This is a genomic window from Virgisporangium aurantiacum, assembly GCF_016863635.1.
In the GTDB taxonomy this organism is placed as follows: Bacteria; Actinomycetota; Actinomycetes; order Mycobacteriales; family Micromonosporaceae; genus Virgisporangium; species Virgisporangium aurantiacum.
Genome location: NZ_BOPG01000072.1, coordinates 58,743 through 82,499, shown reverse-complemented (window position 1 = coordinate 82,499; position 23,757 = coordinate 58,743). Strand labels below are relative to the sequence as shown.

16 protein-coding genes are annotated in these 23,757 nt (G+C 71.7%); 13 read left to right on the top strand and 3 right to left on the bottom strand.

What is annotated here, in order from left to right; translation table 11 throughout:
• Position 1: 1 nt before the first annotated feature.
• Complete coding sequence (locus tag Vau01_RS47310; protein ID WP_239152465.1) at positions 2-1,213, bottom strand: monooxygenase; 1,212 nt, start codon at positions 1,211-1,213, stop codon at positions 2-4.
• A 76-nt stretch (positions 1,214-1,289) separates the two neighbouring features.
• On the opposite strand from Vau01_RS47310, the gene Vau01_RS47305 reads away from it, so the two are divergent.
• From Vau01_RS47305 to Vau01_RS47285, 5 genes are all read left to right on the top strand, one after another.
• Entirely contained in the window at positions 1,290-1,769 is a 480-nt protein-coding gene (locus tag Vau01_RS47305; protein WP_239152463.1) for a tetratricopeptide repeat protein, read from the top strand.
• 97 nt (positions 1,770-1,866) lie between these two features.
• A complete protein-coding gene (locus Vau01_RS47300; RefSeq protein ID WP_204007260.1) occupies positions 1,867-2,472 on the top strand; it encodes a PadR family transcriptional regulator in 606 nt (201 codons plus the stop codon).
• Positions 2,473-2,619: 147 nt separating this feature from the next.
• Positions 2,620-3,576 (top strand): ATP-binding cassette domain-containing protein, encoded by a 957-nt coding sequence (locus Vau01_RS47295; protein ID WP_204007258.1) that lies wholly within the window; start codon positions 2,620-2,622, stop codon positions 3,574-3,576.
• Positions 3,573-4,340 (top strand): ABC transporter permease, encoded by a 768-nt coding sequence (locus tag Vau01_RS47290; protein ID WP_204007257.1) that lies wholly within the window; start codon positions 3,573-3,575, stop codon positions 4,338-4,340. The genes Vau01_RS47295 and Vau01_RS47290 overlap by 4 nt, the downstream gene beginning before the upstream one ends.
• Entirely contained in the window at positions 4,337-5,125 is a 789-nt protein-coding gene (locus tag Vau01_RS47285) for a VOC family protein (RefSeq protein ID WP_204007256.1), read from the top strand. The genes Vau01_RS47290 and Vau01_RS47285 overlap by 4 nt, the downstream gene beginning before the upstream one ends.
• Before the next feature lie 2 nt (positions 5,126-5,127).
• On the opposite strand, the gene Vau01_RS47280 is transcribed toward Vau01_RS47285, so the two are convergent.
• Positions 5,128-6,117: an aldo/keto reductase gene (locus tag Vau01_RS47280; RefSeq protein WP_204007255.1), complete on the bottom strand. Its 990-nt coding sequence runs from the start codon at positions 6,115-6,117 to the stop codon at positions 5,128-5,130.
• A 33-nt stretch (positions 6,118-6,150) separates the two neighbouring features.
• Here Vau01_RS47280 and Vau01_RS47275 point away from each other — a divergent pair, with 33 nt between their 5' ends.
• Positions 6,151-6,867 carry a DUF72 domain-containing protein gene (locus Vau01_RS47275; protein WP_239152461.1) on the top strand — a complete coding sequence of 239 codons (717 nt, stop codon included), beginning with the start codon at positions 6,151-6,153 and terminating at the stop codon, positions 6,865-6,867.
• On the opposite strand, the gene Vau01_RS47270 is transcribed toward Vau01_RS47275, so the two are convergent.
• A complete protein-coding gene (locus tag Vau01_RS47270; RefSeq protein ID WP_204007253.1) occupies positions 6,853-8,976 on the bottom strand; it encodes an ATP-binding protein in 2,124 nt (707 codons plus the stop codon). The two genes, Vau01_RS47275 and Vau01_RS47270, sit on opposite strands and share 15 nt — an antisense overlap.
• Before the next feature lie 10 nt (positions 8,977-8,986).
• Between Vau01_RS47270 and Vau01_RS47265 the strand changes: the two genes are divergently transcribed.
• The 7 genes from Vau01_RS47265 (at position 8,987) to cphA (ending at position 23,738) form a co-directional block, all read left to right on the top strand.
• Positions 8,987-10,498 carry a fused MFS/spermidine synthase gene (locus Vau01_RS47265; RefSeq protein WP_204007252.1) on the top strand — a complete coding sequence of 504 codons (1,512 nt, stop codon included), beginning with the start codon at positions 8,987-8,989 and terminating at the stop codon, positions 10,496-10,498.
• Positions 10,499-10,687: 189 nt separating this feature from the next.
• Positions 10,688-11,374, top strand: a complete 687-nt coding sequence (locus tag Vau01_RS47260) for a response regulator transcription factor (RefSeq protein ID WP_204007250.1) — start codon at positions 10,688-10,690, stop codon at positions 11,372-11,374.
• 38 nt (positions 11,375-11,412) lie between these two features.
• Positions 11,413-12,780 (top strand): HAMP domain-containing sensor histidine kinase, encoded by a 1,368-nt coding sequence (locus tag Vau01_RS47255; protein WP_204007248.1) that lies wholly within the window; start codon positions 11,413-11,415, stop codon positions 12,778-12,780.
• 573 nt (positions 12,781-13,353) lie between these two features.
• Complete coding sequence (locus tag Vau01_RS47250; RefSeq protein WP_204007246.1) at positions 13,354-15,540, top strand: MMPL family transporter; 2,187 nt, start codon at positions 13,354-13,356, stop codon at positions 15,538-15,540.
• 128 nt (positions 15,541-15,668) lie between these two features.
• Positions 15,669-19,700 carry a PDDEXK-like endonuclease domain-containing protein gene (locus Vau01_RS47245; RefSeq protein ID WP_204007245.1) on the top strand — a complete coding sequence of 1,344 codons (4,032 nt, stop codon included), beginning with the start codon at positions 15,669-15,671 and terminating at the stop codon, positions 19,698-19,700.
• 455 nt (positions 19,701-20,155) lie between these two features.
• Positions 20,156-21,052, top strand: coding sequence for a cyanophycinase (locus Vau01_RS47240; RefSeq protein WP_239152459.1), 897 nt, complete (start codon positions 20,156-20,158; stop codon positions 21,050-21,052).
• A gap of 1 nt (position 21,053) precedes the next feature.
• Entirely contained in the window at positions 21,054-23,738 is a 2,685-nt protein-coding gene (cphA, locus tag Vau01_RS47235) for a cyanophycin synthetase (protein ID WP_204007242.1), read from the top strand.
• Positions 23,739-23,757 lie beyond the last annotated feature (19 nt).

The window sequence follows — 23,757 nt, the reverse complement described above, 5'->3', positions numbered from 1 at the left end:
GCTACGGCTTGGACCAGATGACGATCCCCAGGCACATCTCGTCGGAGGTGCCCTCGCCCCAGGTCACGTAGCGCGGCTTCAGGGGCTTCAACTGGGGTAGCTGGGCGCGCAGGGTCGCGTCGTGGGTGCAGGTCACGCGGTAGGTGTCACCGGGCTTCACGGTGACGGGCTGCGGCGTCGGGCGGGCACCCTGCTCGTCGAAGTTGTAGACGGGGACGTCGAGCAGCGTCTGCGCACCGGGCGTACCCGGGTTCAACTCCACCTTGATCGAGCGGCCGAGCAGGTGCATATGCCCGGCCACGCCGTGCACCACCGCGTCCTGGCCGGCCCTGTGGTCGCACTGCTGGGTGTTGCCGGGGCGGGCCGGGCCGCGGTTGCACAGCAGGTTCAGCCCGTTCGCGACCCGCTTGGCCTCGTCGCCGAAGCGGGCGGTGAGGTCGGCGACCGAGCGCTCGCGGTCGCACAGGTCACCGGTCTCGCCCGGCGGGCAGGGCAGTTCGACGGGCGCGGGCAGCAGCGTCGTCTGCAACGGGGAGAGGTCGGCGGACCCGTCCATCAGCCGCAACCGCACGCCGGACTTGTCGGAGCCGGGTGCCTTTCCGTTGGTCGCGAGCAGGTTGTAGTGCACCTGCATGACGATGCGGCTGCCGGCCGCCATCTCGAAGCCGACCTTCGCGTTGATCAGGCGCTCGGTGCCGCCGGGCGCCCACGAGCCGATCCAGCCGGTGCTGCCCAGGCCGTCTCTCCTGATGCCCTCGTCGCCGAAGCAGGTCCAGCCGTCTCCGGGCGAGTCGGCGTCGACCTTCTGCGCCTCCGCGATGTCGCGCGACTGGACGCGGAACAGGATCGCGTGGTGCACGATGTCGGCGTTCTCGGGCAGGAACTCGGACCCGACGATCCACGTGTTGCCGTTGAAGTGCGGGTCGAGCAGGAAGCAGCGGTACTCGTCGGTGCCGCCCGACGGCGGGGTCGGCGTGTAGGGCTGCTCCATCGACAGGAACTGGAACCGCTCACCGTCGCGCAACGGGATCTTCGCCTCGGTGGCGTGCGCGGGCAGGTGGTCAGGCGCGCCGCGCGCCGCGGCCGGCTTGCCGTCTCCGCTGTCTCCGCCGTCTCCGCCGTCTCCGTTGGAGCGGTCGTCGGCACCGCAGCCCACAGCCGCGGTGACGAGCAGGAGAGCTGCCATGGCCGCCAGTGCCCGTCGCGCTATCACGAACCCGAATGTACGTGTTGGTACCGGTACCGACCAGATGTCGGCCGCCACCGTATTTATCTGAGACGATCGTTTCGTGGGCGACGACTGGGACGGCCGGGTGAACAAGGTCTGGGCGACTGCCGCCGAACGGAGCGAAGACGACGTTTTCGAGGCCGTGTGCGCGCTGGCCGACGAGCGTCCCGAGGGTGATCCGGACGCGCTGTTCGAGCGGGCCTCCGCCTACGACTACATCGGCCGGGAGGCCGCCGCGGAGCCGTTCTACCGCGAGGCGTTGAACGCCGGGCTGGCCGGCGAACGCCGTCCCCGCGCCCTCATCCAGCTGGCGAGCACGCTGCGTAACCTCGGCCGGGCGGCCGAAGGCGTCGACGTCCTCCGCGCCGAGGTGGGTGACGGCGACTTCGCCGACGCGCGGGCCGCGTTCCTGGCCCTGCTGCTGCTCGACTCCGGCCGCCCCGACGAGGCCGTCGCCCGGGCCCTGCTCGCCCTGGCCCGCCACCTCACCCGGTACCGCCGCGCGGTCAGCTACTACGCCGACGAACTGCTCGACCGCTGAACTCTGATGTCATAGTGACGTCACAACCCTTGCGGAACATGCTCGCCTCCGTAATACTCGGAACCGAGTAACCGGGTGCGAGAGGAACGGTGGACCGATGGCGAAGCGGCGGAAGGTGGGCAATCTGCTCGCCCTGGCGTTGCTCGCCGGGCTGCGCGAGAAGCCGATGCACCCGTACGAGATGGCGACCCTGCTGCGCGAGCGCGGCAAGGAGTTCAGCATCAAGATCCAATGGGGTTCGCTGTACACCGTCGTGCAGAACCTGGAGAAGCACGGGTTCGTCGAGGCGGTCGACACCACCCGGCAGGGCAAGCGGCCGGAGCGCACCGTGTACGCGATCACCGCCGCCGGCCGGGCCGAACTCGACGACTGGATGTGTGAACTGCTCGCCGAACCCCGGCAGGAGTTCACCGCGTACGAGGCGGCTCTGTCGAACGCGGGCGTGCTCGCCCCCGACACGGTGATCGACCTGCTCCGGCGGCGGATCGCGGCGCTCGACGCGGTCGTCCGCGACGGGCGCGAGGAGTTGACGAAGGCGATGGAGACGGTCCCGCGCCTCTTCCTCGTCGAGGGGGAGTACAAGCTCGCCATGGCCGAGGCCGAGGCGAACTGGACCCGGTCGCTTCTCACCGAACTCGTCGACGGCACCATGCCGTCGATGGACGTGTGGCGTCGGTACCACCAGGAGACCGAGGAGGACTGAAGCCCACAGAAACGGCCCCGGCAGGTGCTGCAACACCCACCGGGGCCACGAAACCCGCGAATCGATCCGAACGGACCCGACCGCAAGGCTGCACAGTAAGGATAGTCGGGTCACGGCGGACGGTTCACCCTGCTCAACGGAGGAACCGTGAGTAACACCGTCGAGGCGTACGACCTCGTCAAGACCTACGGCAAGGGGGTGCGCGCCCTCGACGGCCTGTCGATCAGCGTGCCCGCCGGTGAGGTCTTCGCCCTGCTCGGCCCGAACGGGGCCGGCAAGTCCACCACGATCAAGATCCTCACCACGCTCGCCCGGCCCGACTCGGGCACGGTGACCGTCGCCGGACACGACGCCCTCGCCCATCCGGCGAAGGTGCGCCGGGTCATCGGCGTTGTGTCGCAGAAGTCCGGCGCCGACCCGGTGGCCACCGGCCGCCAGAACCTGCTCCTCCAGGGGCGGCTGTACCGCCTGAGCGGACGGGACCTCAAGCGCCGGGTGGGCGAACTCCTGGAGCGCTTCGCGCTCGGCGAGTTCGCCGACCGTGCCGTCAGCACCTACTCGGGCGGCACTCAACGCCGGCTCGACGTCGCCCTCGGGCTGATGAACCGGCCCGAGGTGCTGTTCCTGGACGAGCCGACGGCCGGCCTCGACCCGCAGGCGCGCACCGCGATGTGGGCCGAGATCTCCCGGCTGGCCGCCGACGAGTCGATGGCCATCCTGCTCACCACGCACCATCTGGAGGAGGCCGACCGGCTCGCGCGGCGGGTGTCGATCGTCGACCGGGGGCGCATCGTCGTCACCGGCAGCCCGGATCAGCTGAAGTCGGAACTGCGCGGCGACGCCGTCCACATCGAACTGCGCGACGAGGGCGACGATCACGCGAAGGCCGCGCTCGAAAATGTGCCGGGCGTGCGTGAGGTGACGCTCGCCGGCCGGCAACTCAGCGCCCGCGCCGACGACGGCGCCGCCACGGTGCCGCACGCGCTCGCGGCGCTCGACAAGGCCGGCACCCCGGCCGCGACGGTGACGGTCGCCCGGCCGTCACTCGACGACGTGTACTTCCGCTACGCCGGGAAGCGATTCGAGACGGAGGTTGCGGCATGACCACCGACACCCTGTGGATGACGCACCGGCGGTTGCAGGCGTTCATCCGCCAGCCGTGGTACCTCGTCTTCACGCTGATCCAGCCGGCGATCTGGCTGTTCCTGTTCGGCAACCTGTTCAAGCGGATCATCGAACTGCCCGGGTTCGGCAGCCAGTCGTACCTGACCTACATCGTGCCGGGCGTCGTGGTGATGAGCGCCATGGCGTCGAACATGTGGGCGGGCATGGGCACGATGGAGGAGATCGAGCGGGGGACGCTCAACCGCTTCCTCATCACGCCGGTGAGCCGGGGCGCCATCATGAACGCCAACGTGATCGAGCAGGCGCTGAGCACCACCATCCAGTCGCTCATCATCGTGCTGCTGGCGTGGGCCGCCGGCGCCGACTACCCGGGCGGGCCGGCCGGTGTGCTCGTGCTGATCCTGATGGCGATCCTGCTGGGGACGGTGTTCAGCGCATTGTCGAACACCGTCGGCATGCTGGTGCGCCAGCGGGAGACCATCATCGGGCTGAACACGTTGCTGCTGCTGCCGTTGACGTTCATCTCGACCACGTTCATGGCCGAGACCCTGATGCCCGACTGGATGCAGACGCTGACCAACTACAACCCGGTCAACTGGGCGGTGGAGGCGGCCCGGGCGGCGCTGACCGAGAACCCCGACTGGGGCGACGTCGTCACACCGGGAGCGGCGCTGCTCGTGCTCGCCGTGCTGACGGTGTGGCTGTCGACCCGAACGTTCCGCACGTACCAGAAATCGGTGTGATCGCGGCATCCGGCGCCGACCAGCGCGGTCGGCGCCGGATGCGTCCACTATGGTCGGTGGTCGTGGCGATCGCGACGTTCAAAGACCTCGTTCTCGATGCCGGCTCCGGTGCCGGTGACGCGGTGGCGCTGGCGACCTTCTGGCGGAAGGTGCTCGGCGGCAGATTGGTCGACCTCGGCGACGGGTCGGCGCGTGTCGACACCGGCGCGGGCATCCCCATCTGGGTCGATCCGGTGCCGGAGAAGCGGGGCAAGGGTACGCGTGTGCATCTCGACGTGCGGCTGCCGGCCCGCGACCCGAAGCCGCTCGTCGCGGCCGGGGCCACGCTGCTCCGCAAGCCCGGCGGCGACATCAAGTGGTGGGTGCTCGCCGATCCGGAGGGCAACGAGTTCTGCGCGTTCCCGCCGCGGCGCGGGGTGCCCACGCCGCTGAAGCGGCGCGCGCTCGCGGCCGTCTCCGAACTCGTGGTCGGTGCGAAGGACGCGCCGGCGCAGGCGATCTGGTGGGCGTCGGTGCTCGGCGGCACGGCCCGCTCGTCGGGCGACGGCGGCGCGCACGTCGCGGGCGCCGCCGGGCTCCCGTGGGACCACCTGGTGTTCGACAAGCTTCCGTGGCGCAAGCGGGCCAAGAACCGGATGCACTGGGACGTGACGCTCACCGACCCGACACCGGAGAAGCTGGTCGTCGCCGGGGCCACGGTGCTCCGCGAGCCCGGCGACGGCGTCTCCTGGTGGATCATGGCCGACCTCGAAGGAAACGAGTTCTGCGCGTTCGCGCCGAAGTAGCCCTACCAGCGGTCGTGGGTCGCGGGCCGGACCAGGTCGTCGTAGATCCCGGCCACGGCGTCCACCGTCGACCGGTCGAGCGGCGGTAGGGCGGCGGCGGCCGCGTTCGTCCGGGCCTGGTCGGCGGTGCGGGCGCCGGGGATCACCACCGACACGCCCGGCTGGTCGAGGATCCAGCGGAGGGCGAACTGGGCCGTGGTCGCGCCGTCCGGGGTCAGCGGACGCAGCCGGCGCACGGCCGCCAGCCCGGTCGCGTAGTCGACGCCCGAGAACGTCTCGCCGACGTCGAACGCCTCGCCGTGCCGGTTGTAGTTCCGGTGGTCGTCGGCGGCGAACTCGGTGTGCTCGTCGTAGCGGCCGGACAGCAGGCCGCTGGCCAGTGGCACCCGGGCGATGATTCCGACGCCGGCCGACCGGGCCGCCGGGAGCACCCGCTCCAGCGGCTTCAGCCGCAACATGTTCAGGATGATCTGCACGCTGGCCACGCCGGGCCGGACGATCGCGCGCAGCGCCTGGTCGCACGTCTCGACGCTGACGCCGTACGCGGCGATCGCCTTCTCGGCGACCAGCGTGTCGAGATCGTCGAAGACCCGCTGAGAGTCGAACACCGGGTCGGGCGGGCAGTGCAACTGCACCAGGTCGAGCGTGTCGACGCCGAGGTTCTGCCGGGACCGGTCGGTCCACCGGCGGAACGAGTCGAGGGTGAAGTTCGCCGGGTCCTGTGCTTCCCGGCGTCCCATCTTCGTGGCGACCGTGACCGCCGCGGACCCGAAGCCGCCGTCAGCGCGGAACCTTTCGATGAGCTTCTCGCTTCGACCGTCGCCGTAGACGTCGGCGGTGTCGACGAACGTGACACCGCTCCCGATCGACGCCCTGAGCACAGCGAACGCCGCGTCGTCGGTGACCTCGCCCCAGTCGGCGCCGAGTTGCCACGCGCCGAGACCCACGACGCCCACCGACCGGCCGGTCCGGCCGAGGATCCGTTGTTCCATGTGTCGAAACTAGGGTATCGGCACGGTGTGATCGTGCTCGGCACCTCGGGATGGCAGTACAAGGACTGGCGCGGCCGGTTCTATCCGGACAAGCTGCCCCAGAGCCGGTGGCTGGAACACTATGCGGAGGAGTTCCGCACGGTGGAGGTCAACAACGCGTTCTACCGGCTGCCGGAGCGGACGACGTTCGAGCAGTGGCGCGAGCGCACCCCGGAGAACTTCTGCTTCGCCGTGAAGATGAGCCGCTACCTGACCCACATCAAGCGGTTGAAGGAGCCGGCGGAGCCGATCCAACGGTTCTTCGGGCGGGCCGACGCGCTCGGGCCGAAGCTCGGGCCGGTGCTGTTCCAACTTCCGCCGAACCTGAAGCGCGACACCGGCCTGCTCGACGCCGCGCTGTCGCTTGTGCCGTCAACCGCGAAGATCGCCGTGGAGCCCCGCCACGAGTCCTGGTGGACCGACGGGACGCGGCGGGTGCTCGAACGCCACGGCGCCGCGCTGTGCTGGGCCGACCGGAACAGCCGCCCGCTGACTCCACTGTGGACGACGGCGTCGTGGGGCTACCTGCGCATGCACGAGGGCCGGGCCACACCGTGGCCGCGGTACGGGCGGACGGCGCTGCGGTCGTGGGTGCGGCGGATTACGGAGTTCACGTGCGTCCACGTGTATTTCAACAATGATCCCGGCGGCGCCGCCATCACCGACGCGCGTGCGTTCCGGTCCCTCGGCGAGTCGTCAAGCGAGCGGTAGCCGGACGCGGAACGTGCTGCCCGGGGCCGGCCGGTCCAGCAGTTCCAACGTTCCCTCGTGCGCCTCGACGATCGCCCGCGAGATCGCCAGCCCGAGCCCGCTGCCGGGCACGCCGGCGCCCTTCGCGGCGCGGCCGCGGAAGAACCGGCCGAAGAGCTTGGGGCGCTCGTTCGGCGGGATCCCGATGCCGGTGTCGACCACGTCGAGCACCGCCTGGCGGCCCGCCGTTCCCAGCCGCACCACCACGCTGCCGGTGCCGGGCGTGTAGGTGAGCGCGTTGCCGATCAGGATGTCGACCACCTGGCGCAGGCGCGGCGCGTCCGCGTCGACCCGGATGCCGGCGTCGATCTCGGCGGTGATGGCCGGTGGGGCGCCCCGGCCGGTCCACGTGTCGTCGATCGGGCCGGCGGCACGGGCGGCGGCCGTGCGGGCGACCGCGGCCTCGACGGCGGTGCGCACGAGGTCGGCGACGTCGGTCGGGTTGAGCTGTACGCGGGCCTGCCCGGAGTCGTACGCGGCCAGGTCGAGCAGGTTCGCGATGATCCCGCGCAGGGTTCCGGCGTTGCGTTGCACGACGGCGAGCATGCCGCGCAGGTCGTCGTCGAGTTCGGGGTCCTCGAGCACCAGGTCGGTGTAGGCGCAGATCGACGTCAGCGGCGTGCGCATCTCGTGCCCGACCAGCCCGATGTACTCGTCCTTGCTGTGGGCCAGCGCCTGGGTGAGCTCGGCGACGCGGCGCCGTTCGAGGTACATGCCGATGTGCGCGGCGACCCCCGTGACCAGCCGCTCCAGGTGCTCGGGCGGATCGCCGACCCGGTCGGCGAAGAGGGTGAGGACGCCGAGGACGCGCTCCGCGCTGCGGATCGGCACCGCGAGCGTCGGGCGGGGGCCGGTGGCCGAGTCGTCGCGGGCCCACACCAGCCGGCCACGCTCGAACGCCGACCGGGCCAGCGCGTGCCCCGGCGCGGGCGGGTTCCCGGTCGCGTGGCCTTCGGGCGAGAGGCTCGCCGTCGCACAACGGCGCAGGTCGTTGCCCTTGCCCTCGCACAGCCACAGCTCCGCCCACGGCCAGCCGAGGGTGCCGACGACCAGGTCGAGGACCTCGCCGCCCGCCTCGTTGGGCGGTGGGTCGCCCTCCAGGACGCGCGCGACGGCCACCTCGCAGTCCTTGAACCGGCTGGACCGCACCATCTCGGTGACCTCGTGGACGGCCATCACGGCGCCGAGCACCTCGCCGTCGTCCGACCTGAGTTGGCGCCCGTTGCACAGGTAGTAGCGGTCGGGCTCGCCGTCGCTGCGGATCAGCATCCGCGCGCTCTGCAGGTGCTCGCCGTTCAGGGCGCGCATGAGGGGAAGCTCCTCCGTGCGCATCGGCCGGCCGTCGGAGTGGTAGGTGTTGTGCCGGCCGGGCCACTGGTCGGGCGTCGTGTAGTCCAGCTCGCCGGAGATCTTGCGCATCTGGCGGTTGAAGAGGATCAGGCGCCCGTTCTCGTCGCAGGCGACGACCGCCGTGTCGAGCGAGCCCAGCAGCGCGTTCAGGAAGGCCCTGCCGCGGGTGGCGTCGCGCATCGCCGGATCGAACTCGAACCAGGCGGCGGGCGCGATCTCGTGCGCCGCCTCGTGCTCGGCGAGCATCGCGGTGACGACGCTCGCGGCGTCGCCCACCGCGTTCAGTTCGACGGTGGTCCACCGCCGGGGTGCCTGGTCGGCGACGCACACCACGCCCACCGCCGCACCGGCGAGGTACACCGGGTAGCCGGCGTACGAGGCGACGCCCGCCGCCCGGACCGCGTCCGGCACGGGTGGGCCGCCCGGCCGGTCGACGTCCTCGATCACCAGCGGGAGGTCGGCGTTGATCACGTACTGGCACAGCGAGGCGGACGCCGGCTGGTCGCCGCGGTGCACGCCGTGCCCGGCGACGAGGTACTCGCGGTGGGCGTCGAGCAGGGTGATCGCGCCGATCGGCGCGTGGCCGCCGACGGCGACGAGGCGGGCTAGGCGATCGAGCGGGACGGGGGAGGCCGACAGGAGCAGGCGGGCCTGCTCGACGGCCGCGAGCCGGGAGGGGCGGCCGAGCACGGAGACGCTTGCCTCCCCTTCGCTGTCCACCCTGTCCATTATGTGGGGTTTAACGCGATTACGGGGCAGCTTCCGTGGTACGGCCGTCCGCGTAGCATCGGCCTCCGTGCCCCTTCACCCTCGACTTGCCGGCGCCCTGGTCTTCTACTCGAGCGGCTCGGTGCTGGTACTGGAGATCGTCGGGCTGCGCCTGGTCGGGCCCTATGTCGGGGTGACGCTGCAGACCAGCAGCGCCGTGATCGGCGTGGCCCTGGCGGCCATCGCGTACGGGGCGTGGACCGGCGGCTGGCTGGCCGACCGGCTCGACCCGCGGCGGTTGCTCGGGCCGGCCCTGCTCGCGGCCGCGGTGCTGACCGCCGTCACGGTGCCGCTGGTGCGCTGGGCCGGCGAGTTCCTGCGCGGCACCGACGCGGCCAACGTGGTGCTGCTCGCCGTGCTGGCCCTGTTCCTGCCGGCCGCCCTGCTGTCGTCGGTGACGCCGCTGGTGATCAAACTGCAACTGGACGACCTCGCGGTGACCGGGCGGATCGTCGGCCGGCTGTCGAGCGTGGGCACGCTCGGGGCGATCACCGCCACCCTCGGCACCGGGTTCATCCTGGTCCGGGCGCTGCCGACGAGCGTGATCATCCTGGTGCTGGCCGGGCTCACCGCGGCGATCGGGCTGTGGTTGTCGATCCGGTACGGGCTGTGGGTGTCGCGGCGGGGCCGGGTGACGATGGCCGTCGTCGGGTTCGGCGCCGCCGGGCTCGCCGCGGTCGCGCCGACCCCGTGTGACGTCGAGACGGCGTACCACTGCGCGGCCGTCACGAAGGACCCGCACCGGCCGGGCGGGCGCACGCTGTGGCTCAACTCGGCCCGCCACTCGTACGTCGACCTCGACGACCCGAAGCACCTGGAGTTCGGCTACTCGCAGTGGATCGCCGTGGTGGCCGCGCTGAAGCCGCCGCAGCGGGTACTCCACCTCGGCGGCGGCGGGTTCACGCTGCCGCGCTACTTCGCCGGTACCGCCAGTGACCAGGTCGTCCTCGAACTGGACCCGGAACTGGTGAAGCTCGACCGCCGGAAACTCGGCCTCACCACCGGTCCGTCGCTGCGGGTCCGCACCGGTGACGGGCGCGCCCTGCTGGCACAGGAGCCGGCCGACTCCCGCGACCTGCTCATCGGCGACGCCTTCGGACACCTCGTGGTGCCCTGGCACCTGGCGACGGTGGAGCTGACCCGCGACGTCCACCGGGTGCTGCAACCCGACGGTGTCTACGCGCTGAACGTGATCGACGGCCGGGCCCGCCGGTTCGTGCGGGCCGAGGCGGCCACGGTGGCCGCGGTGTTCCGGAATGTGCTGGTGATCTCGCCCGCCGACGCGCTGGCGGGCAGCCGCAGCGCGAACTTCGTGATCGTGGCGTCGGACGCCCCGCTGGACGAGGCCGCGATCGCCGACGGGGTGGCGCGGGCCGCGGTGTCGGCGGCGGTGGTGGAGGCCCGCGGCTGGGCCGGCGACGCCATGGTGTTGCGGGACGACCACGCGCCGGTGGATCAGCTCCTCTCGTCCTGATCCCGGACCGTCCTGACCTGTCACGAACCTGAAGAGTTTTCATACCGCCGTGAAAGGCGCTGACCAGCGGTCTGACCAGGGCGATCTTGGATTGTCACGGTCCCGGACCGGGCCCGTTTTCCGCAAGATCGGACCGGGTGCGCCGCCCCAGGAGTCCCATCGGCCACAGCGGGCCAGTACGGTGCATGCATGGCAACGGTGTTGCTCGTCGAGGACGATCACGTGGTGCGGGGTGCCCTGCTGCGCTCGTTGACTGACCTGGGGCACACCGTGTATGCGGTCGGCACAGCTCTGGAAGCGTTGCGGAAGGTCGCGTCCGACGCGCCCGACTGTGTCGTTCTCGACCTGGGACTGCCCGATCTCGACGGCGCCGACGCGCTGCGGATGATCAGGGGCGTGTCCGACGCGCCCGTGATCATCGCGACCGCGCGCGACGACGAGGCGGAGATCGTCCGGCTGCTGAAGGCGGGCGCCGACGACTACATGGTCAAGCCGTTCACCAGCGCGCACCTCGACGCGCGGATGGCGTCGGTGCTCCGGCGTACCGGCCGAGGGGTGAAAGAACCACCCAGCGTGCTGGAGGCCGGCGGGCTGAAAGTAGACCTCGCGCAGCGTCAGGCGTACCTTGACGGCGCGCCGTTGACCCTGACGCGCAAGGAATTCGATCTGTTGGCCTACCTGGCCGCCCGGCCCGGCCGGGTCGTCTCCCGTCGAGAGCTCCTGGAGGAGGTATGGCGTCAGCCGTCGGTGGGGGAGGATCAGACGATCGACGTTCACCTGTACTGGCTCCGGCGCAAGCTGGGCGAGAGCGCGGCGGCCCCGAGATACCTGCACACCGTGCGCGGGGTCGGGGTTCGGTTCACGGCACCCGACTGAGGGCCGCGCTGGCGTACGTCAGCGTCGCGGTCACCTCGATGGTGGCCATCGCATTCCTCATCCCGCTCGGCCTCGTGGTGCAGCAGCTCGCGGAGGACCGGGCGGTCGCCGACGCCGAGCGGATGGCGGCGGCCGTCGTGGCCGTGATCGCCGTCAAGCCGGATCAGGCGACGATCGACAGCACGGTCGTCAACACGAGCGGTGACGCGGCCGGTCGGGTCGCGGTGCACCGCTTGGACAAGGTTCAGGTCGGCACGGGTCGGGCCGGCACCGCCGCGGTCGAAGAGGCCGCCACCGGCACCGAGACCCGCACCGTCGACGTCGACGGTGGCAAGGTCCTGCTCGTACCCGCCCGGCAGCCCAACGGGGACAACGCCGTGGTCGAGGTGTTCGTACCGGCCGACGAGCTGAACAAGGGCGTCGCGCTGGCCTGGGTGACGCTGTTCGCGCTGGCCGTCGGCCTCGTCGCGGCGTCGGTGTGGGTCGGCGACCGGCTCGCCCACAAGGTGGTCGGTGCCGCGAAGTCGTTCGCCCAGGCGGCCCGCTCGCTGAACGACGGGCAGCTCGGTGTGCGCGTCCAGCCCGGCGGCCCGCTGGAGCTGATGGAGGCCGGCCAGGCGTTCAACTCGATGGCCGAGCGCGTCCTCGCCTTGATCAAGGCGGAGCGCGAGCTGGTCGCGGACCTGTCGCACCGGCTCCGGACCCCCCTCACGGCGCTGCGCCTCGACGCCGAGCCGATCACCGGCCCGGCGGGCGAGCGGGTGCGCCGCTCGATCAACAACCTCGAGGTCGAGGTCGACCAGCTGATCCGCTCGGCCCGACAGCCTCCGGCCAACACCGGCGAGATCACCAAGGTCGGCGCCGACGGGCTGCCCGTCGGCGCGAAGTGCGACGCCAGCGAGATCGTCCGCGAGCGGATGGTGTTCTGGTCGGCGGTCGCCGGCGACCAGGGCCGCACCTGCAAGCGGGTCGGTGCCACGCTGCCGGCGCCGGTTCCGGTGTCGCGGGCCGACCTCGCCGCCGCGCTCGACGCCATCCTCGGCAACGTGTTCCGGTACACGCCGCAGGGCACGCCGATCGAGGTGGCGGTCACCCGCCGGGACGGCTGGGTGGCCGTCCGCGTCGACGACGGCGGCCCGGGCATCCCCGACCCCGAGGCGGCCATGCAGCGCGGCGTCAGCAACAAGGGGTCCACCGGGCTCGGCCTCGACATCGCGCGAAGGCTGGCCGCGGGCGTCAACGGCGCCGTCAACATCGGGCGCAGCCGGTTCGGCGGCGCCAGCGTCGTGGTGCTCCTGCCCGATGTCGAGGCACCGCCCCGGCCGACCAGCCGCTTCGGTCTGGTGGGCCGCCTCTCCCGTGAGCCGGGCCGTCGCCGCGGCCGCCATCAGGGCGTTCCTCGTTAACAGAACAACAACGGATTAGGTCTCTCTTAGAGGGCTCGAACCCCGGTACCCGGCGCCACTAACGTCTCGGGTGTTCCCATCGGGCGCACCGGTTTCGCCCCCTGTCCCGCCCCGTTGAAACCGGTTGTGTTCAGTTGCGACGGCGTGGGCCGGCTCGGCCCCGGCCCACACCGTCGCTCTGGATTTCCCGATGGGAAACCAAACGTTTCTCGGTCGTGCGCCGTGTAGGGGCCAGCAAGAACTCGGCGCGCGATCACAGAACGAGGCTGGCCCGATGCACCTGCGAGCATCGGGCCAGCCTCGTTCCATGTGTTCTCCCAGCGGCGGCGGGCGGGCGCACTGCATCCGGGAACGCGTCCGGGCTGATGGGGGCCAGACCGGCCGGCGTCCTTATCTACGATGCAGGTCTTCCGATGCAGCGCGGGTCAGTCAGGGTTGCAGTCAGGGTTCCCCTGAGCCGGCAGGCCCGAAATTGGTCCGGGTGCGGGCGGGGTTCGTCCCCGATGTATCAACAGCCCCAGCTCCCTAGCGTCATTCCTGTCAAAACTTTCAGGAGACGGTAGGGGGATCGCCATGGAACGGCGACCGGTGACTGTGCGGATGGCCCGCTGGAGCGCCACCCATCCGTGGCGCGCGATGGCCATGTGGGTCGTGTTCGTGGTGCTCTGCTTCGGTGTCGGTGGGGCAGTCGGGCTCAAGGAGGCCGAGGACGACCTCGGCATCGGCGAGGCCGGCCGGGCCGAGCAACTGTATGACCAGGCGAACTTCGACGACCCGGCGGTGGAGAACGTCATCGTCACCGCTCGCGCCGGCCAGTTGGACCAGGCGGCCGCGACGAAGGCGGCCGACGACGCGGTCAAGAAGTTCACCGGGCGGACCGACGTCGCCAAGGTGGAGGGGCCGATTCCGGCGCCGAACGGGTCCGCGCTCCTGGTGAAGATCACCATGACCGGCGACCCGGAGACCGCGACCGACCGGGTGGAGGCGTTGCGGGCGGTCACCGCCGAGGTGCAGGCGGCCAACCCGGCCGTGCGGGTCGAGGAGACCGGCGGGCCGTCGATCAACAAGGCCCTCGACGAGACGCTCGGCGAGGACTTCAAGAAGGCGGAGTTCCTGAGCCTGCCGGTGACCATCGTGATCCTGGTGATCGCGTTCGGTGCCCTGATCGCGGCCGGCGTTCCGCTGCTGCTGGCGATCTCGTCGGTGATCGGCGCGATGGGCCTGTCGACGCTCGCGTCGCACCTGATTCCGGCGACGGACACCACGAACAGCGTGATCCTGCTGATCGGCATGGCGGTCGGTGTCGACTACTCGCTCTTCTACGTGCGACGTGAGCGTGAGGAGAAGGCCAAGGGACGGGCGCACCTCGACGCGGTGGAGATCGCCGCGGCGACGTCCGGCCACGCCGTGGTGGTGTCGGCGATCGCGGTGATGATCTCGATGGCGGGCCTGTTCCTGGCCCAGGACACGGTGTTCTCGTCGCTGGCGGTCGGCTCGATCCTCGTGGTCGCCGTCGCGATGCTCGGCTCGCTGACCGTGCTGCCGGCCATGCTCGCCAAGATGGGCCGGTGGCTCGACAAGGGTCGCATCCCGGTGCTGTGGAAGCTGACGAACCGGCAGGGTCCGCCGCGCTTCTGGCCGGCGCTGCTCAAGCCCGCGCTGAAGTACCCGCTGGTGACGCTGCTGATCTCGGCCGGTGCCCTGGTGGCGCTCGCGATCCCGGCGCTGGACATGAAGATGAAGTTCCCCGGCGACGAGGACCTGCCCCGCGACACCGCCGCCATGCAGGCGTACGACCGGCTGACCGCCGCGTTCCCGAGCACCGGCACCAGCCACATGATCGTGGTCAAGGCGTCACCGAACGACGCTGCGGCCGTCCAAAATGCTCTTGATGCCCTTGTCGCGAAGGCCGCGACCGACCCCGAGTTCGCCGTCGGCGAAAAGCCCGAGGTGAAGGTCTCGGCCGACAAGCGGATCGCGGTGATCGACCTTCCGGTGCCGTTCCACGGCGGCAGCCCGCAGGCCGAGCACTCCCTGGAGACGTTGCGGAACGACCTGGTGCCGGCGACCGTCGGTGCGGTGCCCGGCGCCGAGTACGCGGTCGGCGGGTTCGTGGCGGCGAGCGTCGACTACGCCGACCACATCCGCTCGAAGCTGCCGCTCGTGATGGCGTTCGTGCTGTTCCTGACGTTCTTCGTGATGGTGGTGACGTTCCGCTCGGTGGTTGTGGCGCTGACCTCGATCCTGCTGAACCTGCTCTCGGCGGCGGCCTCCTACGGCCTCCTGGTGCTGGTGTTCCAGGGCAGCTGGGCGGAGGGCATCCTCGGCTTCCACTCGATGGACGCGGTGGTCACCTGGTTGCCGCTGTTCCTCTTCGTGGTCCTGTTCGGGCTGTCGATGGACTACCACGTGTTCGTGGTCAGCCGGATCCGCGAGGCGGTGCTGGGCGGGATGTCGACCAAGGACGCCGTGGCCCACGGCATCACCACCTCGGCCGGCACGGTGACCAGCGCGGCGATGGTGATGGTCGGGGTGTTCTCGATCTTCGCCACACTGAGCACGATCGACATGAAGCAGCTGGGCGTGGGCCTGGCGGCGGCGATCCTGATCGACGCCACGGTGATCCGCGCGGTGGTCCTGCCCTCGGTGATGACGGCCCTGGGCAAGGCCAACTGGTGGGCGCCGAAGTTCATGCGGCCGAAGTCGGCACCGCGGCACGCGGCGCCGGAGTCCGACGAGCGGGTTCTCGAGCGGGTCTGACGTTCCCGCTCTTCATCGGGGGGTTCCTATCGGGGGGATGGGTGCCGGTGGCGACAACGCCACCGGCACCCACGTACTTTATCGGCCACCGTCGGTGACAACTGCGGCCGCACGCTACGCTCGCCCGAGTGGACGACGGCAGGACCGCGAAGGTGGCGGCCGCGGTGGGCCGGTGGAGCGAACAGCTCATGGACGTCGCGGGCCGCAATGCCTTGCTGCACTACCGCGATCTGAAGGTCGGCACGCTCGACCTCGCCCGCGCCGACGGAACCGCCCGTGGCGCGATGGCCACCGGCCGCACCGTCCCGTTGGCCCGGCTCTTCCCCGACCCGCAGGCGCACGCCGACGCGGTGAAGCGCGCCCGCGCGATCCGCAACAAGGCCCGCGAACTCTACGAGGAACGCGGCATCGAGACCTGCTACCTGGCGATGGGCAGCGCCACCTGGACCAACCCGAAGGGCGGCGCGGTGCCGGTGGCGCCGGTGCTGCTGCGGTCGGCGGTGCTGCGGGCACACGGCGCGGCCGAGGAGGACTTCGACCTCACCGTCACCGCCGACGCCGAGGTGAACCCGGTGCTCGTCCACGTGCTCGGCACCGAGTTCGACGTCCGGTTCGACGCGGAACTGGTCGCCGACCTGGAGCCGGCGGAGGCGTTCGAACGCATCGCCAAGGAAGCGGCCGGACGGGTGCGCGGGTTCGCCATCTCGGCCCGCGAGGTGATCGGCACGTTCTCGTACGCGAAGCTGCCGATGGTCACCGATCTCGCCGCCGCCGTCGACGCCCTGACGGACCACGAGGTGGTGGCCGCGATCGCCGGCGACGCGGAGGCGCAGACCGCGGTGCGGGTGCCGGCCGGTGTCGGCGGGAGCGACCCCGACTCGCTCCCGCCGTCGGCGGAGTTCCTGGTTCTCGACGCCGACTCGTCCCAGCACGCCGCGATCGACGCGGTGCTGTCGGGCCAGCACGCCGTCATCAAGGGCCCGCCGGGCACCGGGAAGAGCCAGACCATCGCGAACCTGATCACGTCGCTGGTCGCGCGCGGCAAGCGGGTGCTGTTCGTGGCCGAGAAGCGGGCCGCGATCACCGCGGTGACCGACCGGCTCGCCCGCCGCGGCCTCGGCCAACTCGTGATGGACGTGCACGACGGCACGTCGGCGCGGCGGCGGATCGCGGCGGACCTGAAGAGCGCGTACGAGTCGGCCGCCCGCACGGCGCTGCCCGACCTCGCCGAGTTGCACGGGACGCTGGTCGACCGGCGCTCGCGGCTGGCGGAGCACGTGATCGCGCTGCACGAGCCGCGGGAGCCGTGGGGCGTCAGCGTCTTCGAGGCGCAGTCGGCGTTGCTCGCGTCGCCCCCGCCGTTGCCGGTGCGGTTGCGCGGCTCCCCGTTGCTGGGCGTCACGGAGGTGGTCGCGCGGCAGGTGCGGGAGGCGTTGCGGGAGTACGCCTCGCTCGGCGGGCTGGGGCCGGCGGCGTCGCCGTGGCACGAATCGACCGTCCACAGTGGAGAACAGGCGCAGGAGGCGTGGCTCGCGGCGGGTCGGCTTGCGAACGCCACGCGGGCGCTGGAGCCGGTGTTCGCCGCGCTCGAATCGGTCGGGCTCGCGCGGCCGCAGCGGCTGGTGGAGCTCCGGTCGGCGCGTGCCCTGGTCGACGGCGTGACCGCCACGCTGCTGCGGTTCGACCCGGCGGTGTACGACGAGCCGCTCGCCGACCTGGTGGCCGCGTGTGCCGACCAGGCGTGGCGGAGCGCCAACGGCGTCCACATCGGATGGTGGAAGGCGCGCCGGCTGCGCCAGCGCGCCGCCGCGCTGGGCCGGGCCGAGATGGACCGCGACGAGCTCTTCCACGGCCTGCTCGCGGCGCACGGCCAGCGCCAGCGGTGGCCCTCCACGCCGAGGCTGCCGGCGGAATGGGACGCGGTGCGCCGCGTCCACGACCGGGTCGAGACCGACATCACCACGCTCGATGCCTGCCTGCCCGCGGTGGACCTGACGACGCTCGCGTGGCCGGACCTCACGGCGTACGCGGCCCGGCTGGCGGCCGACGACCGGGCCCTGCGGCGGCAGCCGCACCGGTTGCAGCTCGCCGCGCAGCTGGCCGACGCCGGGGTTCAAGAAATAGTGGACGCGCTGCGCACTGCTCCGGATGTGAACCCGGTCGATGCCTTCGACGCGGTCTGGCACGCGTCGATCGTGGAGCACGTCGGCTTTCTGGACGCGCGGATCGGCGGGTTCGACGCGGTCGCCCAGGAGCGGATCGTGTCGGAGTACCGGGCCGCCGACGCGGCCCACCTCGACTCGTCGGCCCGGCGGGTGCTGCGGGCGGTGGCCGAGCACATCGTGGCCGTGCGCGAGCGGTTCCCCGAGCAGGACCGGCTGGTGGAGCACCAGGCGTCGCTGAAGCGGCGGCACCTGCCGATGCGTCAGCTGTTCGCCACCGCGCCCAACGTGCTCACCGCGCTCAAGCCGTGCTGGGCGATGAGCCCGCTGGTGGTCTCGCAGTTGCTGCCCGCCGACGGGCAGTACTTCGACGTCGTCATCTTCGACGAGGCCAGCCAGGTGACCCCGGCCGACGCGGTGCCGGCGATCCTGCGCGCCCGCCAGGTCGTGGTGGCCGGCGACGAGCACCAGCTACCGCCGACCGCGTTCTTCGCGGCCGCGACCGACGGCGACGGTGCGGTGGGCGTCACCGCCGACGGCGCCATCGACCTGTCGCTGACCAGCGGCTACGAGTCGATCCTCGACGTGCTCACCGCGTTGCTGCCGGCGTACATGCTGCGCTGGCACTACCGCAGCCGCGACGACCGGCTGATCGGTTTCTCGAACGAGTGGATCTACGACCGGTCGTTGGTGACGTTCCCGGGCACCGCGTCGGTCGGCCGGCTGACGCACGTGCTCGTGTCCTCCGGCATTTCCGCCGCTGACGATCCGGAATCGGCACCGTCCGAAGTGGACCGTGTGGTGGCGCTGGTGCTCGCGCACGCTTCCGAGCGGCCGCGGGAGAGCCTCGGCGTGATCGCGATGGGTGTCACCCACGCCGACCGCATCGACCGCGCGTTGCGGCTGGCGCTGGCCGGGCGGCCGGAACTGCACGGGTTCTTCGCCGAGAACACGGCCGAGCCGTTCTTCGTCAAGAACCTGGAGCGGGTGCAGGGCGACGAGCGCGACGCGATCATCCTGTCCGTCGGGTACGGCAAGACGGCGGACGGGCGGCTGCTGTACCGGTTCGGCCCGTTGCTCACCGCGGGCGGGGAGCGGCGGCTCAACGTCGCGATCACCCGAGCCCGCGGACGCATGACCGTGGTCAGCTCGTTCTCGGCCGCCGATATGGACCCCGCCCGAACCACCGGCCGCGGTGTGGCCCTGCTCCGCGAGTACCTCCGCTACGCCGCTCTTGGCGGCGCAGTGTCCGCCGTCGCCACCACCGACCCGGTCCCGTTGACGCCCTTCGACCGCGACGTGCTCGACCGCCTGACCGCGGCCGGGGTGCCGGTGCTTCCCCGGTACGGCCTGAGCGGCCAGCACATCGAGTTCGCCGCCGCCCACCCGACCCGGCCCGACCGGATGGCGCTCGCCGTGGAGACCGACGGCCCGGTCTACCGCGCGGCCGGCACCGTCCGCGACCGGGACCGCCTACGCCCCACCCAGTTGGAACGCCTGGGCTGGCGGGTGCACCGGATCTGGTCCACCGACTGGTTCACCGACCCCGAGCCCGAGGTGGCCAGGGCCGTCTCCGCCTACCACGACGCCATCCTCGACCTGGATCCCCCGGAGCCGGCTCCGGTCGTCGTCCCGGAACCTGCGGTACCTCCGGAACCCCCGGCTCTTCCGGAACCCCCGGTAGTTCCGGAACCTGTGGCCGCTCCGGAGGATCCGCCCGCGACGCCCGTGGCGCCTGCGGCCCCTGCGGCGCCTGACGTCGCGGAGAGCGGCCGGCCGCGGACCGGTCGCCCACCGGTGCCGGTCGGCCTGCCGATCGCCGGCTACCGGCATGCCGACCTGGTGGCCCTGATCCGCTGGATCGAGTCCGACACGCTTCTGCGCACCGAGGACGAGGTCCTCGAAGAGGTCATGCGCGAACTCGGCTTCAGCCGCAAGGGCCCCAGGATCCGCGAGGCCATCTCCCGCGCCCTGGCCGCCGCCCGCGCCACCCGCTGACGTTCGCGGCAACGTCGCAACGTCGCAACGTCGCAGGATCACGCCACATCCGCACCACCGGACCCGCCCCTCGGCAAACGCCAGACATGAGAGCCCTACGCGGAGCACGATTGGGCAAAGCGGGGCAAGGAGGGCGGATGCCACAACGTACACCGGGTAGAGGTCGTGGCGACTCGGTCAGGCCGCTGTACGCCGATCCTGCACCTCCGGTGTCATCGCGACGGCAGCCGGTGAATCCGGGTCTCGCGCCAAAGCCGCACCGGCCGCCGGGGCAGGACCAGGGTCAACCGCAGGATCAGACGCCGGACCAGGCGCGCCCGGGGCCGCACGGGATCGGCGCCGGTACCGGCGCAGGCGCGGCGCAGCGTCCCGGCCCGGCACCGCAGTCGCAACCGGGCGTTTATCAGACGGCCTCGCACGCGGCGGCGGCCAGCCCCGCGCGGACGCCGCAGAAGGTGATCAGCCTCGCCCAGCAACTGGCCGCGCGTCCGGTGCAGTTGCGGCCCGTGGCCGCGCCCGCGCCCGCGACGGCCGAGGAGAACACCGGCGGCCCGCTGCTGCTGATCGGCGGCGCCGAGCAGATGCAGGCGCCGTCCGACACGATTCTGGCCAGGTTCGTGGAGCTGGCCGGCGGCCGGTCCGGGCACATCGTGGTGATCGCGACGGCGAGCAGCGAACCGCAGCAGCGCGAGGTCGAGTACCAGCGGGTGTTCAGCCGGCTCGGTGCCGGCCGCGTGACGCCGCTGCGCCTCGACGACCGCGAGCACGCCAGCGGCCCGGAAGCGGCCGCCGCGATCATGACCGCGACCGGCGTCTTCTTCACCGGCGGTGACCAGCTTCGCATCACCACCACGCTGGGCGGGTCGCGCGTCGACTCGGTGCTGCACAGCCGGGTGGCCGAGGGCATGGTGGTCGCCGGCACGAGCGCCGGCGCCGCGATGATGTCCGGGACGATGATCATCGGTGGCACCGATCCCACGGTGAGCACCAACGCCGTGCGCACCGCGCCCGGGCTCGAGTTCCTGCGCGGCGTGCTGATCGACATGCACTTCGCCAGCCGGGGACGGCTGAACCGGCTGCTCAGCGCCGTCGCCATGTACCCGCACGAGCTCGGCCTCGGCATCGACGAGGACACCGCGATCCTGGTCACCGGCGACAGGTTCGAAGTGCTCGGCGCCGGCTCGGTCACCGTGATCGACGCCGGCCCCGCGGCCCGCATCGGCACCCCCGTCGACGGCGACGGAGCGATCGCCGTCTACGGCATGGCACTGCACGTGCTGCCGGTGGGTCACCAGTTTCACCTGACCGGGCGACGTCCCCTGCCGCCCGGCGTCCACCCCGAGGGGGCCTGAGATGCGGATCGAATCCACCCGCCGGCTGCGCGGACCGAACGTCTACCTGGACCGGCCGGTCATGGTCGCCCACCTGTACCTGGAGGATCTCGGCGGGCACGAGACCCACGAGATGCCGGGCTTCACCCACACGTTGCTGGAAATCCTGCCGGGCCTCGCCGACCACCACTGTGCCACCGGTGGGCCGGGCGGGTTCGTCTACCGGCTGCACCACGGGACCTACTTCGGGCACGTCACCGAGCACGTGGCGATCGAACTGTCGGTGCTGATCGGTCGCGAGGTCAACTTCGGACGGACGGTCGCGAACCTCCCCGGCTACGACGTCGTCATCGAGTGCCCGGTCGACGAGCCACCGGACTGCCGGATCGCGGAGGACCTGCTGCAACTCGCCGCCGACATCGTCCTGGAGATCATCGAGGGGTCGGCGTCGCCGGCGATCGCGGAGCGCCTCGTGCCGATCCGCGAGCGCTGGGAGAACACCCGGCCGGGCCCGACCACCGCGGCCATCGCGGCGGCCGCGCGCACGCGCGGCCTTCCGGTCGAGCGGATGGACGATCTGAGCCTGCTCCGCATCGGCCACGGCAAACACCGGCGGCTCGTGTGGGCCGCCCTCACCGACGCGACCTCGGCCATCGGCGTCGACATCGCCGGTGACAAGCAGCTGACCCGGCGGATGCTCGCCGACGCGGCCGTGCCGGTTCCGCCCGGCGGCCTCGCGAGCACGGCGGAGGAGGCGCTCGACATCTTCCGGGCGGTCGGCGAGCCGGCCGTGGTCAAGCCGCGGCATGGGCACCAGGGCACCCAGGTCCACCTCGGACTGCGCACGCCGGACATGGTGCGGGCGGCGTTCCAGAGCATCGTCTCGTCGGGTGAGCGCGAGGTGATCGTCGAGCGGCAGTTCAGCGGGCGCGACTACCGGGTGCTGATGGTGCAGGGCCAGGTCGTGGCGGCGGCCGAGCGGATTCCGGCGCACGTGATCGGTGACGGCGTGAGCTCGATCAGCCAGCTCGTCGCCATCGCGAACCGGGACCCGCGCCGGGGCGAGGGGCACAACCGGTCGCTGACCCGGCTCACGATCGACGACGCCCAGCTCCGCCGGATCGGCTACACGTCCGACGCGGTGCCCGCCGACGGCGAACCGGTGTGGCTGCGCGCGAACGCGAACCTCTCCACCGGCGGCACCAGCCGCGACGTCACCCCGGAGGTCCATCCGGACGTGCGGGACCTCTGCACGCGGGTCGCCGGGCTGATGGGGCTCGACATCGCCGGCATCGACCTGCGCCTGTCCGACATCGCCGAGCCGCTGCCGCCGGACCAGCCGGACGCCGGCACGTGCGGCGTCATCGAGGTGAACGCGGCGCCGGGCCTGCGCATGCACCTGGAGCCGTCGGAGGGCGCGCCGCGCCCGGTCGCGACGGCGGTGATGGAGGCGCTGTACCCGAGCGGGAGCACCGGCCGCATCCCGATCGTCTCGATCGCGGGTACGAACGGGAAGACGACGATCGCCCGGCTGACCGCGCACATGCTGGCGCAGTCGGGTCACCGGGTCGGCCTGACGACCACCGACGGCATCTACCTGAACGGCCGGCTGGCCCAGAAGGCCGACGCCACCGGTCCCCGCTCGGCCCAGGTGGTGCTCGGCGATCCCGGCATCGACTGCGCCGTGCTGGAGACCGCGCGGGGCGGGCTGCTCCGGCAGGGCCTCGGCTACGACCGGTCCGACGTCGGCGTGATCACCAACCTGTCGCCCGACCACCTCGGCCAGGACGGCGTCGACACCATGGACGACCTGGTGCACGTCAAGGCGCTGATCGCCGAGAAGGTCCGCGACGGCGGGACGCTGGTGCTGAACGCCGACGACGCGCTGGTGCGTGACCTCATCGTGCGGCCCCGGATCCGGGCGGCCCACAAGAACCTGTTGTGGTTCAGCCTGGACTCGAAGTCGCCGCTGGTCGAACGGCACGTGGAGAACGGCGGCACCGCGTACGTGCTGTCCGAGGGGTACCTGATGGAACGGGCGGGGCCGGTCGAGACGAGGTTGCTGCCGGTCACCGATGTTCCGGGCGGTTTCGCCGGCGCCGCGCGGTTCGCGGCCGCGAACGCGCTCGCGGCCGCCGCGGCGGCACGGGCGATGGGACTCGCGGCGAGCGAGATCGGGCCGGCGCTCGGCTCGTTCGACGCGGCGGCCGAGAACCCGGGCCGGGGCCAGCTGTTCGAGCTCGGCGGCGTCCACCTGCTCGTCGACTACGCCCACAACCCGGCCGCGATCTCGGCCGTCGCCGGGCTGGTCGAGGCGATCTGGGGCACCGAGCACGCGGTCGCGGCGGTGACGCTGCCCGGTGACCGGCGCGACGACCTGATCGCCGACTGTGCCCGCGCCGTTGCCGACGGTTTCCACCGGGTGGTGCTGTACGAGGACTCCGACCTGCGCGGCCGCGCGCACGGTGAGGTGCCGGAGATCGTCCGCAGCGAGATCGCCGCCCGCCGGCCGGAACTGGTCGCCACGACGGTGATGACCGCGGCCGAGGCGGTGCCGGTCGCGCTCGCGATGGCGAACCCGGGTGACGTGGTCGTGCTCATGTACGAGGCGATCGGGCCGATGCTGGAGGTTCTCGACACGCTCGGCGCACGCGCCGTCACTCAGCAGCGGGAACTTGCCCGTTTGCGGAGCGTGGCTCACGTTTAAGTCTCCGTTTCGAGACCTG

Coding starts and splice junctions, on each gene's coding strand:
- Vau01_RS47300 (WP_204007260.1), top strand. CDS start 1,867: ATGGCGAAGCGGCGGAAGGTGGGCAATCTGCTCGCCCTGGCGTTGCTC.
- Vau01_RS47290 (WP_204007257.1), top strand. CDS start 3,573: ATGACCACCGACACCCTGTGGATGACGCACCGGCGGTTGCAGGCGTTC.
- Vau01_RS47280 (WP_204007255.1), bottom strand. CDS start 6,117: ATGGAACAACGGATCCTCGGCCGGACCGGCCGGTCGGTGGGCGTCGTG.
- Vau01_RS47265 (WP_204007252.1), top strand. CDS start 8,987: ATGTGGGGTTTAACGCGATTACGGGGCAGCTTCCGTGGTACGGCCGTC.
- Vau01_RS47260 (WP_204007250.1), top strand. CDS start 10,688: ATGGCAACGGTGTTGCTCGTCGAGGACGATCACGTGGTGCGGGGTGCC.
- Vau01_RS47255 (WP_204007248.1), top strand. CDS start 11,413: ATGGTGGCCATCGCATTCCTCATCCCGCTCGGCCTCGTGGTGCAGCAG.
- Vau01_RS47250 (WP_204007246.1), top strand. CDS start 13,354: ATGGAACGGCGACCGGTGACTGTGCGGATGGCCCGCTGGAGCGCCACC.
- cphA (WP_204007242.1), top strand. CDS start 21,054: ATGCGGATCGAATCCACCCGCCGGCTGCGCGGACCGAACGTCTACCTG.